14 protein-coding genes are annotated in these 13117 nt (G+C 71.2%); 13 read left to right on the forward strand and 1 reads right to left on the reverse strand.

Translation table 11 applies throughout. The features are described 5' to 3' along the window. Positions 1–20 precede the first annotated feature (20 nt). On the reverse strand, positions 21–908 hold the full coding sequence (locus AB0C33_RS10580) for a peptidylprolyl isomerase (RefSeq protein ID WP_358285774.1): 888 nt from the start codon (positions 906–908) through the stop codon (positions 21–23). 169 nt (positions 909–1077) lie between these two features. On the opposite strand from AB0C33_RS10580, the gene AB0C33_RS10585 reads away from it, so the two are divergent. From AB0C33_RS10585 to rplT, 13 genes are all read left to right on the forward strand, one after another. After that, a complete protein-coding gene (locus AB0C33_RS10585) occupies positions 1078–1578 on the forward strand; it encodes a hypothetical protein (RefSeq protein WP_358285777.1) in 501 nt (166 codons plus the stop codon). A gap of 9 nt (positions 1579–1587) precedes the next feature. Further along, a complete protein-coding gene (locus tag AB0C33_RS10590) occupies positions 1588–2889 on the forward strand; it encodes a replication-associated recombination protein A (protein WP_358285779.1) in 1302 nt (433 codons plus the stop codon). A gap of 32 nt (positions 2890–2921) precedes the next feature. Beyond that, positions 2922–3689: a hypothetical protein gene (locus tag AB0C33_RS10595; RefSeq protein WP_358285781.1), complete on the forward strand. Its 768-nt coding sequence runs from the start codon at positions 2922–2924 to the stop codon at positions 3687–3689. 184 nt (positions 3690–3873) lie between these two features. Beyond that, positions 3874–4248, forward strand: a complete 375-nt coding sequence (locus AB0C33_RS10600; protein WP_352327837.1) for a DUF948 domain-containing protein — start codon at positions 3874–3876, stop codon at positions 4246–4248. Next, positions 4245–4475 (forward strand): hypothetical protein, encoded by a 231-nt coding sequence (locus AB0C33_RS10605; protein WP_352327836.1) that lies wholly within the window; start codon positions 4245–4247, stop codon positions 4473–4475. Before AB0C33_RS10600 ends, AB0C33_RS10605 begins: the two co-directional genes overlap by 4 nt. Positions 4476–4497: 22 nt before the next feature. Continuing rightward, positions 4498–7170 carry an alanine--tRNA ligase gene (gene alaS / locus AB0C33_RS10610; RefSeq protein WP_358285784.1) on the forward strand — a complete coding sequence of 891 codons (2673 nt, stop codon included), beginning with the start codon at positions 4498–4500 and terminating at the stop codon, positions 7168–7170. A gap of 1 nt (position 7171) precedes the next feature. Beyond that, positions 7172–7654 (forward strand): Holliday junction resolvase RuvX, encoded by a 483-nt coding sequence (gene ruvX / locus AB0C33_RS10615; RefSeq protein WP_352327834.1) that lies wholly within the window; start codon positions 7172–7174, stop codon positions 7652–7654. 91 nt (positions 7655–7745) lie between these two features. Beyond that, complete coding sequence (gene mltG, locus AB0C33_RS10620) at positions 7746–9113, forward strand: endolytic transglycosylase MltG (protein WP_358285786.1); 1368 nt, start codon at positions 7746–7748, stop codon at positions 9111–9113. A gap of 211 nt (positions 9114–9324) precedes the next feature. Continuing rightward, positions 9325–10482: an endolytic transglycosylase MltG gene (mltG, locus tag AB0C33_RS10625; protein ID WP_358285788.1), complete on the forward strand. Its 1158-nt coding sequence runs from the start codon at positions 9325–9327 to the stop codon at positions 10480–10482. Positions 10483–10563: 81 nt separating this feature from the next. Further along, positions 10564–11445, forward strand: coding sequence for a shikimate dehydrogenase (locus tag AB0C33_RS10630; protein ID WP_358285790.1), 882 nt, complete (start codon positions 10564–10566; stop codon positions 11443–11445). Positions 11446–11745: 300 nt separating this feature from the next. Beyond that, the gene (gene infC / locus AB0C33_RS10635) at positions 11746–12372 is read left to right on the forward strand and encodes a translation initiation factor IF-3 (protein ID WP_352364978.1); all 627 of its coding nucleotides are present in this window, start codon (positions 11746–11748) and stop codon (positions 12370–12372) included. A 124-nt stretch (positions 12373–12496) separates the two neighbouring features. After that, complete coding sequence (rpmI, locus tag AB0C33_RS10640) at positions 12497–12691, forward strand: 50S ribosomal protein L35 (RefSeq protein WP_125635662.1); 195 nt, start codon at positions 12497–12499, stop codon at positions 12689–12691. Between the two features lie 24 nt (positions 12692–12715). Beyond that, positions 12716–13102, forward strand: a complete 387-nt coding sequence (gene rplT, locus AB0C33_RS10645; protein ID WP_358285792.1) for a 50S ribosomal protein L20 — start codon at positions 12716–12718, stop codon at positions 13100–13102. Positions 13103–13117 lie beyond the last annotated feature (15 nt).

A 13117-nucleotide genomic window follows, 5' to 3' on the forward strand; every position in this document is an offset into this window, starting at 1 on the left:
CCGCCGTCGTGTTGCGCGTGCTACCGCACGGTGACGCGCTTGATGATGATCGGGTTCTTCGGCGCGGTCGAGCCGCCGTCGCCCACGATGTCGTCGCCGTTGACGATGACGCCGTCCTTGGCGACCTTCTCGATGATCTCCAGGCCCGAGCGGACCATGCCGAGCACCGAGTACTGCGGCTCCAGCTGGCCGTTCTCGTCCGACAGCGAGATGGCGAACTGGCTGCTGTTCTGCCCCGACGCGCCGTCGGGCTGGGTCAGGAACACCACGCCCTTGGTGTAGGGCATGCCGACGGCCTCGTCGGCGTACACGTAGCCGGCCGTGCCCTGCCCGTCGGTCGGGTTCCTGCCGTCGGCCTTGGCCTGCGGGTCGCCGCACTGCAGCAGGAACAGGCCGGCCGTCTCCGGCGTCACCAGCCGGTGGCACTTGGTGTTGTTGTAGAAGCCCTTCCTGGCCAGGAACGCCATCGAGTTGACCGAGCACGGGGTCGCGTTCGCGTCGACGTCGATCACGATGTCGCCGTGGTTGGTGCTCACGGTCATCGTCTTGAGCTTGAGGTTGGGCCGCTTGCCCGGCAGGCCGACGAACTTGTTGGGCGCGGACTCGTCCCGCTTGTAGGTGCACGACACCTTGCCCGCCTGCTTCGGCGGCGTGGTGCTGGGCAGCGACGTCGGCGCGGGGATGCTGGTGCTGGCGGAGGGCGAGGGCGTGCTCGCCGCCGCGGCCGTCTTCTGGTCGTCGCCCATCAGGGTGGTCGCGGCGAAGATGCCGCCCGCCACCACGACGACGGCCACGCCCGCGCCGATGAAGGTGTTCCGCCTGGCTTTGGCGGTCTGCTCGGCCGCGCGCCTCGCCTGCCGCTCCTTGTGCTCCCGGGCCAGCTCGCTCTGGCGGTCGTCGCCGCTCACCGGTTGTCTCCTTCATCTTTGCCGACACATGACCAAACAACTCCGCGAATGCTACCGGCCTCCGATATGTGCCGGGCGTAAGTGGCGGAAGCCGCAGAGTGGGGCAAGTGAGGAGAGAACCATTTCGCAGGCAGATACGTAGTCCAGGCGAGCCCTCCAAGGAGTGACCGTGTTCGACCAGATCCTCGGCCTGCCGGCCCATCCCCTGATCGTGCACCTCGCCGTGGTGCTGACGCCGCTGCTCGCCCTCGTGGGCGGGGCGTACGCGCTGGCGCCTCGCGTGCGGGCCGTGACGGCGTGGGCGGTGGTGCTGCTGGCCGTGGCCGCCCCCGTGGCGGTCCTGGCGGCCAAGGAGAGCGGGGAGAGCCTCAAGCGGGCCCGCTTCACCGGCGTGGAGGGCCCGCTCGGCGCGCGGGTCGCCGTCCACGAGGGCTTCGCGACCCCGCTGCTGCTGTCGGCGGCCGGGCTCGCCGCCGCCTGCCTGGCCCTGGTGTACGCCACCACCCCCGCGCGCGGCTCGCTCACCCGCGACCGGTTCGGCAGGCCCGTCACGCTGGCGCTGTCGGCGCTGACGGTCGTCCTGGCCGCCGTGGCGGGCTACTTCTGCTTCCGGGCGGGCGACTCCGGGGCCAGGGCCGTGTGGGCCGCGGCGGGTCTGACCGGCGTGTAATCTCGCGTTGTGGATAGCCTGTTCGATTCGGCGGCTGAGGAGGCCACCCCGCAACCCCTCGCGGTGCGGATGCGCCCGCGCACCCTCGACGAGGTGATCGGCCAGCGGCATCTGCTGGGCTCCGGCACCCCGCTGCGGCGGCTGGTCGAGAGCGAGGCCCCCATGTCGCTGTTCCTGTGGGGCCCGCCCGGCACCGGCAAGACGACCCTGGCCTACGTCGTCTCCAACGTCACCGAGCGCCGCTTCGTCGAGATCTCAGCCGTCTCGGCCGGCGTCAAGGACGTCCGCGCCGCCATCGACAACGCCCGCCGCGAGCTGGGCATGAGCGGCCGGCAGACCGTGCTGTTCGTCGACGAGGTCCACCGCTTCAACAAGGCCCAGCAGGACGCGCTGCTGCCGGCGGTGGAGAACCGCTGGGTCACCTTCATCGGCGCCACCACCGAGAACCCGTACTTCTCGGTCATCTCGCCGCTGTTGTCCCGCTCGCTGCTGCTCACGCTGGAGTCGCTGTCCGACGACGACGTGCGCGCGGTCCTGGAGCGCGCGGTGGCCGAGCCGCGCGGCCTGGGCGGGCGGGCCCGGCTCGCGCCCGAGGCCCTCGACCACCTGGTGCGCCTGGCCGGCGGCGACGCGCGCAGGTCGCTGACCTACCTGGAGGCCGCCGCCCTGCTGGCCGACGACATCACCGTCGAGGTGGTGGAGAAGGCCGCCGACAAGGCGGCCGTGCGCTACGACCGCCAGGGCGACCAGCACTACGACGTCATCAGCGCGTTCATCAAGTCGATGCGCGGCTCCGACGCCGACGCGGCCCTCCACTACCTGGCCCGCATGATCGAGGCCGGCGAGGACCCGCGCTTCATCGCCCGCCGCATCGTCATCTTCGCCTCCGAGGACGTCGGCATGGCCGACCCCACCTGCCTGCAGACGGCGGTGGCCGTGGCCCAGGCCGTGCAGCTCATCGGGCTGCCCGAGGGGCAGATCAACCTGGCGCACGCCGTCATCCACTGCGCCATGGCGCCCAAGTCCAACGCGGTCGTGAAAGCCATCGGCGCGGCGGTCGGCGACGTCCGCAAGGGGCTGATCGGCCAGGTCCCCGGCCACCTGCGCGACGCCCACTACCCCGGCGCGGCCAAGCTCGGCCACGGCGGCGGCTACAAGTACCCCCACGACTTCGACCACGGCCTGGTGCGCCAGGACTACGCGCCCGAGCAGGTGCGCGACCGCCGCTACTACGAGCCCACCAGGCACGGCGCCGAGGCCCCGGTGGCCGACCGCTGGGCCCGGATCCGCGACTTCCTGCGCGGCTCCTGAGCCCTGCCCGCCGCGCTAGATTGAGCGCCATCATGACCGACCACCGCGCGAGCTTCGACGCCCGCATCACCTTCGGCAACGGCGGCGACCTCGCCGTCCACGGCTTCCGCGTCGACCTGCCCGGCCCCGACGCCGCCGAGGACGAGATCGCCGCGCTGTTCGTGGCCTCGCTCGGCCTGCTGATGACCGACGGCGTCGAGCTGGACAACGTCGAGATCTTCGCCGAGCCGCACAAGGGCACCAGGGGAGGGCCCTCCGACCGCGCCGCGCAGGCCGCGCCGGCGGCCGGGGGAGCGCTGGTCGAGCTGGCCCGCCCGCCCGCCGACGGCGGCACGTACCTGGTGGCGCCCGGCGGCGACCTGACCGGACTGCCTCTGGCCCGCACCGCCGAACTGCCCGCCGTGGTGGTGCGCGTGGCGGGCGCCGAGGCGCGGGAGATCGGCGTGGGCGCGCTGGCCGCCTTCGACGTGCGCGGCAGGGCGGTGCTGCTGCACACCGGCGCGCCCGGCGGGGGGCGGCTCACCCCGGAGGCCGCCTCATGGCTGGCCGGGCGCGGCGCGTCCCTGGTCGGCACCGACGCCGACGGTCTCGACGGTCTCGACGGTCTCGACGGTCTCGACGGCGTCGGGGGGTCGGCGGCTCTGGACGTGCTGCTGGCGGCGGGCGTGCCGGTCGTGGAGCGGCTGGCCGGGCTCGACCGGCTGCCGCCCACCGGCGCTCTGTTCACGGCCGCGCCGCCGCTCCTGGAGGGCGTCGGGCGGGTTCACGTACGCGCCTTCGCCCGCGTCCCCGAGGCGTGACAGGAGGCGTGACAGGAGGCGGGCCGGGTGGCGGAACGCCTGGTCGGAGCGGCATGTGATCGGTCACGGAAGTGTCCACAGGTGGCCTCGCCGCCGGATCCGGCCCGTTTTCCTCACTAACCTTGTCGCCGGGACGCGATAGGGTTCATGCCGTTCCGGCCCAGCGTACGAGGGAGATGAGCGGATGCTTACCGCTGGAGAGGTCGCCGGGCTGATCGCGGCCACGGGCTGGATTGTCCTGGTCTGCGTTCTCGCCATGGTGCTCGTCAAGCTCGCCAGGCTGCTCACCGAGACCACCAAGGCGGTCTCCGACCTGAACAACCGCCTGGTGCCGCTGCTCGACGACGTGAGCGTCACGGTCAACGAGACCAACAGGCAACTCGTCGCCGTCGAGGCCATCGCCCAGGACGTCAAGCAGGTCAGCGCGCACGCCGCCAAGCTCAGCGCGGTGACGCAGACCATCTTCACCGGCCCGTTGATCAAGGTGTCGTCGCTCGGCTACGGCGTGCGGCGCGCCATCGAGGCCCGCAGGCCCGCCCGGGTGAGGCGGTCCCGGTGATCAGACGGCTGTTCTACCTCTCGCTCGGCGCGTTCCTCGCCTTCTGGGTGATGCGCAGGCTGCAGGCGCTGCACCCGACCCACGTCGTGCGGCGCACCGCCGACGGCGCGGCGGGGATGCTCGCGCGGGTGAGAGACTTTACCTCTGACGCGCTAGGCGAGGCCGCCGAGCGCGAAACCCAGTTGCGGGCGCGCTTCGGGCTCGACAACGCTGAAATCGACAACTGACTACCAGCAAAGGATGGCCACAATGGAGTCGGCAGAGATAGCCCGCCGCTTCCTGCGCTTCTTCGAGGAGCGTGGGCACAAGGTCGTGCCCTCGGCCAGCCTGATCGCTGAGGACCCCACGCTACTCCTGGTTCCTGCCGGTATGGTGCCGTTCAAGCCGTACTTCCTGGGGCAGCGCAAGCCTCCGGCGTCACGGCTGGCCACCGCGCAGAAGTGTGTGCGCACCCCCGACATCGAAGAGGTCGGCAAGACCACCCGGCACGCCACCTTCTTCCAGATGCTCGGCAACTTCTCCTTCGGCGACTACTTCAAGTCCGAAGTGATCCCGTTCGCGTGGGAGCTGCTCACCAGGTCCGAGTCCGACGGCGGCTTCGGCTTCCCCGAGGAGCGGCTGTGGGCCACCGTCTACCTTGAGGACGACGAGGCCTACGACATCTGGCGCAACAAGGTCGGCGTGCCCGAGAGCCGCATCCAGCGCCGCGGCCTGGAGGACAACTACTGGCACATGGGCGTGCCCGGCCCCGGCGGCCCCTGCTCGGAGATCTACTACGACCGCGGCCCCGAGTACGGCAAGGAGGGCGGCCCCGTCGCCGACGAGGACCGCTACCTCGAGGTCTGGAACCTCGTCTTCATGCAGTACCAGCTCAGCCAGGTCCGCACCAAGGTCGACTTCGACATCTCCGGCGAGTTGCCGGCCAAGAACATCGACACCGGCATGGGCCTGGAGCGCATGGCGACGATCCTGCAGGGCGTCGACAACCTCTACGAGATCGACACCACCTACAAGATCCTCGACAAGGCGGCCGAGCTCACCAAGACCCGCTACGGCCGCGACCACCGCGCCGACGTGAGCCTGCGCGTGATCGCCGACCATGTGCGCACCGGCACCATGCTGGTCGCCGACGGCGTCATGCCCGGCAACGAGGGCCGCGGCTACGTGCTGCGCCGCATCCTGCGCCGCTCGGTGCGCAACCTGCGCCTGCTCGGCTCCGGCGACGAGCGCTACATGCACGAGCTGACCGACGTCGCGATCAACGTGATGGGCGAGCAGTACCCCGAGCTCAAGGTCGACGCGCCGCAGATCCACGCGGTCATCGACGCCGAGGAGACGTCCTTCCTCGGCACCCTCCGCACCGGCACCGCGATCTTCGACGTGGCCGTCGAGGAGACCAAGCGCAAGTCCGGCTCGACGCTCTCGGGCGACCAGGCCTTCCAGCTCCACGACACCTACGGCTTCCCCATCGACCTCACCCTGGAGATGGCGGCCGAGCAGGGCCTGAAGGTCGACGAAGAGGGCTTCCGCCGCCTGATGAAGGAGCAGCGGCAGCGGGCCAAGGCCGACGCGGCGGCCAAGAAGACCGGCAACGCCGACATCTCGGTCTTCGGCCACCTGCTGGAGAAGGCCGGCAAGATCGACTTCCTGGGCTACGACGAGACCGAGGCCGAGACCACCGTCGTCGGCATCCTGGTCGACGGCGTCAGCGTGCCGGCGGCCGGCGCGGGCACGACCGTCGAGATCGTGCTCGGCCGCACCCCGTTCTACGCCGAGGGCGGCGGCCAGCTCGCCGACCAGGGCGTCATCCGCACGGCGGGCGCCGAGGTCGAGATCCTCGACGTGCAGTCGCCGCTCAAGGGCCTGATCGTCCACCGCGGCAAGGTCCGCAGCGGTGAGCTGAAGGCGGGCGACGAGGCGCAGGCCGAGATCGACGTCGAGCGCCGCCGGGCCATCTCGCGCAGCCACAGCGCCACCCACCTGGTCCACCGCGGCTTCAAGAACGCGCTGGGCGAGACGGCCGCGCAGGCGGGCTCGGAGAACTCCCCGGGCCGCTTCCGCTTCGACTTCACCGCGGCGGGCGCCGTCCCGGCCAGCGTGCTGCGCGACGTCGAGGACGAGGTCAACGCGGTGCTGATCAACGACCTCAAGGTCAACGCGTTCTACACCTCCCAGGCCGAGGCCAGGGCGATGGGCGCGCTGGCGATGTTCGGCGAGAAGTACGGCGACGAGGTCCGCGTGGTCGAGATCGGCGACTACTCGCGCGAGCTGTGCGGCGGCACGCACGTCCACAGCTCCGGGCAGCTCGGCCTGGTCAAGGTGCTGGGCGAGCAGTCGGTCGGCGCGGGCGTGCGCCGGGTCGAGGCGCTGGTCGGCATCGACGCCTTCCGCTTCCTGGCCCGCGAGAGCGTGCTGGTGGCCCAGCTGTCCGAGCAGCTCAAGGCGCGCCGCGAGGAGCTGCCCGAGCGCATCGAGGGCATCGTCACCCGCCTGCGCACCGCCGAGAAGGAGCTGGAGAAGCTCCGCTCGGCGCAGGTGCTCCAGGTGGCCGGCGAGCTGGCGTCCCAGGCCCGTGACCTGCACGGAGTCTCCGTGGTGACACACCGCGCGCCTGATGGCACCGGCGCCGACGACCTGCGTAAGCTCGCGCTTGATGTGCGTGGCAGATTCCCGGCCGACCGGCCGGCGGTCGTGGTGATCGCCGGCGCCCCCTCCGACCGGCCCGTGGTGGTCGCCGCGGTCAACGAGGCGGGGCGCGAGCGGGGGCTCAAGGCCGGAAGGCTGGTCGGCGTCGCCGCCAAGGCTCTTGGGGGTGGCGGTGGCGGCAAGGACGATGTCGCGCAGGGCGGCGGTACGCGGCCCGAGGCGATCGGCGACGCGCTCGGCCTGGTCGAACAGGCCATCGGCGAGCAGATCGGATGACATGAGGTTCGGTTCGCGGATCGGCGTCGACGTCGGTTCCGTCCGCATCGGCGTGGCGCGCAGCGATCCCAGCGGGACGCTGGCCACGCCGGTCGAGACCGTACGCCGGGGCAAGGGCGACCTCGACCGCCTCGCCGAGATCGTCGCCGAGCACGAGGCGATCGAGGTGATCGTGGGGTTGCCCACGTCGCTGTCCGGGCGTGAGGGGCAGGCGGCCGGGCTGGCCCGCGCGTTCGCCGCCGAGCTGGCCGGCCGGCTGGCGCCCACGCCCGTGCGGCTGTTCGACGAGCGGCTCACCACGGTCGCGGCCCAGCACGGGCTGCGGGCCAGCGGCGTACGCGCCAAGAAGCAGCGCGGGGTCGTCGACCAGGCGGCCGCCGTCGTGCTGCTCCAGGACGCCCTCGACTCCGAACGCGCCACCGACAGACCACCAGGCAGGCCCGTCGAACCGCCCCCCGCGGCGGCCGACGGACCTGCCTCATGACCGGGCGGCACCACGAGGCCCGTCACGAGGGCATGGTCTGTGCGCAGGCCCCGATGTCGCCCGGCGGGCGTCCGACCGGCGAGGTGGCCGCGTGAACACCACCCCCGACGACGACGGCGGCGAGGTGATCCCGTTCCTGCGGGCGGACTCCCAGCAGGAGACGCCCCCGGCGACCGAGGAGCACCCTGGAAACAGCCCGCGGCCCGCGGGCGAGAACCCTGCCGGGAGCGGCTCGCGGCCGGCGGGTGGAGACTCTGCCAGGAGCATGCCACACCCGCTGGGTGAGGGGGCTGCCGGCAGCGGCCCGCACCCGGTGGGCGAGGAGGCTGCCGGGAGCATGCCTCACCTGGCAGGTGAGGCGTCTGCGGGGAGCGGCTCGCGCCCGGCGGCTGAGGAGGCTGCCGGGAGCAGTCGGTCGTCGCGCCGTGGCCGGGCCCTGGGCAAGGCGGGGCTGGTCTCCGCCGCGCTGGTCGCCGCCCTGGTGGCGGCGGGCGCGGGCGTGCTCACGGTGGTCAGGCCGTACCTGAGCCCCGAGGACTTCGAGGGCATCGGCAGCGGGACGGTCACCGTCCGCATCCCGCCCGGGGCGAACGCCGAGGAGATCGGCACGGCGCTGGCCGACGCCGGCGTCGTGGCGAGCTCGCGTTCGTTCGTGAACGCGGCCCAGGAGCGGGCCGTGGCCAACCGGCTGCGTCCCGGCCACTACCGGCTGCGCAAGGGCATGGCCGCGGGCGCGGCGCTCGACCTGTTGCTCGCGCCCGCCTCCCGGCTCGTCAGGCGGGTGGCGGTGCCGGAGGGGCTGCGCGCGGGCGAGGTGCTGCGGCGCGTCGCCCAGCTGGCCGCGCTGCCGCTGAAGGAGCTGCAGAGCGTGGACAAGAGCCTGCTCGGGCTGCCCTCGTACGCGCCCGGGATCGAGGGTTTCCTGTTCCCCGCCACGTACGACGTCGAGCCCGGCGACAAGGCGGTGGACGTCCTGGCCTCCATGGTGGAGCGGTGGGGCGTGGCCGCCCGGCAGATCCACCTGGCGGAGGGGGCCCGGCGGCTCGGCCTGACCCCGCTGGAGGCGCTCACGGTCGCCAGCCTGGTGCAGGCGGAGGGCGGCACCGATGCCGATTACCCCAAGATCGCCAGAGTGATCTACAACAGACTCAAGAGCAACACCCCGCTGGAGCTGGACACCACGGTCCTGTACGCGCAGAACCGCCGGTCACTGAAGGTCACCGAGAGCGACACCAAGGTGAACTCGCCCTACAACACCTACCACCGCCGCGGGCTGCCGCCCGGGCCCATCGCCAATCCGGGGGAGAAGGCGCTGCTGGCGGCCCTGAACCCGGCTGCGGGTGATTGGCACTGGTTTGTGACGACGGATCCGGCGCATAGAATCACCAAATTCACCAACAAAGAGAGCGAGTTCGTGAGATACCGGGAAGAGTTGAACAAGAACCTCGGGACGGACTGATGTTCGGCGGGACCCCCCCTGTGCCCGCGCAAAAGCCCCATACCGGGTCATGCGCCCTCTTCCCATCCCCTAGCATGGCTACCCAGAGTGATCTCCGCTGGTCGTGGGAGCATGCCCGGCGGATCCCCCCGTTTCGCCCGGTGAGCTCCGCCGGTTCGGCACAACCGCTTGACGCCGAACGGGCCGTACCGGGAGATTGGCCAGCGCAGCTATGAGCGATCTCGACCTGAACTCCCTGCTCGGCACCGAGGACGACGAGGGCCGGTCCCGGCGCCGTGCCCGCGGCTCCGGCAAGCGCGGCGGCAACCGCCGGCGGCGCAGACGTCGTAACCGCGGCGGCTTCATCGCGCCGTTGCTCGCCTTCGTCGTGCTGGCGGGCATCATCGGCGGCGGCGGCTACTACGGCTACCTGTGGGTCAGCGACGCCCTCGTGCCCGACGACTACACCGGCCAGGGCACCGGCGAGGTGATCGTCGAGATCAAGGACGGCCAGAGCGCGTCGGAGGTCGCCGAGGAGCTGGTGCGCCTCGGCGTCGTGGCCAGCGCCAGGGCGTTCAGCACCGCCATCGGCAACGCCGGCAAGAGCGGGTCGCTGCAGCCCGGCCAGTACAAGATGCGCAAGAAGATGGCGGCGGCCGACGCGGTGGCGATGCTGAGCCCCGAGAACAAGCTGCTGGCCAAGGTGGGCGTCAAGGAGGGCCTGCGGCTGTCCGACACGCTGACCACGCTGGCCAAGGCGACGGGCAAGCCGGCCAAGGGCTTCGCGGCCGCGGCCAAGGACACCGCCGACCTCGACCTGCCGTCGTACGCCAAGGGCAAGCTGGAGGGCTACGCCTTCCCGGCCACCTACGAGTTCCCGCCCAACGCCACCCCGGCCCAGATCCTGGGCGCGATGGTCAAGCGGTTCAACCAGACGGCCGACGAGGTCGACCTCGAAGGCGGCGCCAAGGCCCTGGGCCGCAAGCCCCAGGACATCGTGGTCATCGCCAGCATCATCCAGGCCGAGGCCGGCCGGTTCGAGGACATGCCCAAGATCGCCCGCGTCATCTACAACCGGCTCGACCGCGACCCGGAGATGAAGCTGGAGATGGACAGCACGGTCATGTACGCACTCAACAAGTACCGCACCGCCGCCACCATCGCCGAGACGAAGACCAAGAGCCGGTACAACACGTACATGTACCTCGGCCTGCCGCCGGGCCCTATCTCGAACCCGGGCCAGCACGCCATCGAGGCGGCGCTCAACCCGGCCAAGGGCGACTGGCTCTACTTCGTCGCCACCGACCCCAACAGCCGCGTCACCAAGTTCGCCACCACCGAGGCCGAACGCCAGGCGCTGCTGGCCGAGTACAAGCGGAACGGCGGCTGACCTCCGCCGCGGGAGCCGTCCGACGACCGGCGGCCCCGCGGCGTGGTAGGAGTAGGGACCGTGTTTCCGGAAGGAGTGTCGATGCGGGCTGCGGTCATGGGCTCGCCGATCGGGCATTCGCTCTCGCCCCACCTGCACAGGGCCGCCTACGCGGCGATGGGGCTCGACGGGTGGAGCTACGAGGCGATCGAGTGCGACGAGGCGCGGCTGCCCGGCCTGCTCGCCGGGCTGACCCCCGTGCGCGGGCAGCGCGACGGTGAGCAGGGCGCAGTGCAGGGGGCCGGCGAGCGCGTCTGGGCGGGGCTGTCGCTGACGATGCCGCTCAAGCGCGCCGTGCTGCCGCTCCTCGACACCGTCTCCGACCTGGCCGTCGAGGTGGGCGGGGCCAACACCGTGGTCTTCGCCGACGGCCTGCGCCACGGGCACAACACCGACGTCCACGGCATCGAGCAGGCGCTGGCCGAGGCGGGGGTGCCCGCGCCGCGATCGGCGACCGTGCTGGGCGGCGGCGCCACGGCCGCCTCCGCGCTGGCGGCCCTGCGCAACCTGGGGCTGTTCGCGGCCACGCTGCTGGTCCGCGACCCGGCCAGGGCGGGGGAGACCGCCGAGGTGGCCGAACGACTGGGCGTGGCGCTGGCGGTGGAGACGTTCGACAAGCTCGATGCGTACACCGGGGTGGACCTGGTGGTCTCCACGCTGCCCGCGGGGGCCGCCGACGCCTTCGCCGGACGGCTGGCCCGCGTGCCGGCGCTGTTCGACGTGGTCTACGCCCCCTGGCCCACCAGGGCGGCCACGGCCGTCCGCGACGCGGGCGGCACGGTGGTCGGCGGCTTCGCGATGCTGCTGCACCAGGCGGCGCGCCAGGTGGAGCTGATGACCGGCCGCCCGGACGTGCCGGTCGAGGCCATGCGCGCGGCGGGCGAGGCCGAGATCGCCCGGCGGGCCGCGGCCCGTCCGCAGTGATCTTCCCGGCGATTACCCGCGCCGGCGGGATGATTCGAGGCGCGTGCGTGGTTGTGGTAATGTAGCTCTCTGATCGGTCCGGCATGCCTTGCTGGACGCGCAAGCGGAGGTCTCCCTCCCACCCGAGTCGCCGAAAGGTGGCCGGGTCCAGGATCACGCCGGACTCTCCGGGGAGCTCGAGGCCACGAAGCCACAGAGCTCAGTGGCCCCGCATGCGCGACGTGCGGGGCTTTTCGCGTCTTCGGCGCGGAAGGCCCCCGCCACGACGAGCACGTAGGGATCGCAAACCTAGGAGGCCCCATCAGCACTGAGCCCCGCATCAACGAGCGTATCCGAGTTCCCGAGGTTCGCCTCGTGGGCCCGAACGGCGAGCAGGTCGGCATCGTCAGCATTCATGACGCGCTGAAGCTCGCCCAGGAGGCCGACCTCGACCTCGTCGAGGTCGCGGCCACGGCTCGACCGCCCGTGTGCAAGCTCATGGACTACGGCAAGTTCAAGTACGAGTCCGCGATGAAGGCGCGCGAGGCGCGCAAGAATCAGGCGCACACGATCATCAAGGAGATCAAGCTCCGGCCGAAGATCGACCCGCACGACTACGAGACCAAGAAGGGTCACGTGGTGCGGTTCCTCAAGGCGGGGGACAAGGTCAAAGTCACGATCATGTTCCGCGGACGTGAGCAGTCCCGGCCGGAGCTCGGCTTCCGGTTGCTGCAGCGGCTGGCGGAGGACGTCCAGGAGCTCGGGTTCGTGGAGTCCCAGCCCAAGCAGGACGGCCGTAACATGATCATGGTGATCGGTCCGCACAAGAAGAAGGCCGAGGCCAAGGCCGAAAAGGCTGCCGCCAAGGCGCAGCGTGGCGAGGAGCCTTCCGCGTCGGAAGAGGAGTCTTCCGTACAGGAAGCGGAACCTTCCGTACAGGAAGCGTGACCTGCGGCTGGGGTTAGCCTTACACCACGCGCCCCGGCAGCCACCGGCAGACGAACAAGCCGCGACCGGGCCGGCCAGCACCGGCCCGGCCACCGGCACGACCGAATTGAGGAGAGACGGCGACATGCCGAAGATGAAGACGCACAGCGGTGCGAAGAAGCGGTTCCGGCTCACCGGCACCGGCAAGCTCAAGCGCCGCCGCGCCAGCCGCGCGCACTACAACGAGTGGAAGTCGTCCACGCTGACGCGTCGTCTCAAGGGTGAAGTCGTCGTTTCGCCGGCAGACACCAAGAAGATCAAGAAGCTGCTCGCCAAGTAGCGCGAACCCCCGGGGAGAAGAAACATGGCACGCGTGAAGCGGGCGCTCAACGCCAAGAAGAAGCGCAAGGTCGTCCTCGACAGGGCGAGCGGTTACCGTGGCCAGCGGTCGCGGCTGTACCGCAAGGCCAAGGAGCAGATGCTCCACTCGATGACGTACGCCTACCGGGACCGCAAGGACCGTAAGGGTGCGTTCCGCCGTCTGTGGATCCAGCGGATCAACGCCGCTGCCCGCGCCAACGGCATCACCTACAACCGCCTGATCCAGGGCCTGCGCCTGGCCAACATCGAGGTCGACCGCAAGATCCTCGCTGACCTCGCGGTCAACGACGGCGCGACCTTCGCCACGCTCGTCGAGGCCGCCAAGAAGGCGCTCCCGGCGAACGTGAACGCTCCGGCCACCGCGAGCTGAGGTCGCCTTCAGACA

This window comes from Nonomuraea sp. NPDC048881 (genome assembly GCF_040649795.1).
Classification (GTDB): domain Bacteria; phylum Actinomycetota; class Actinomycetes; order Streptosporangiales; family Streptosporangiaceae; genus Nonomuraea.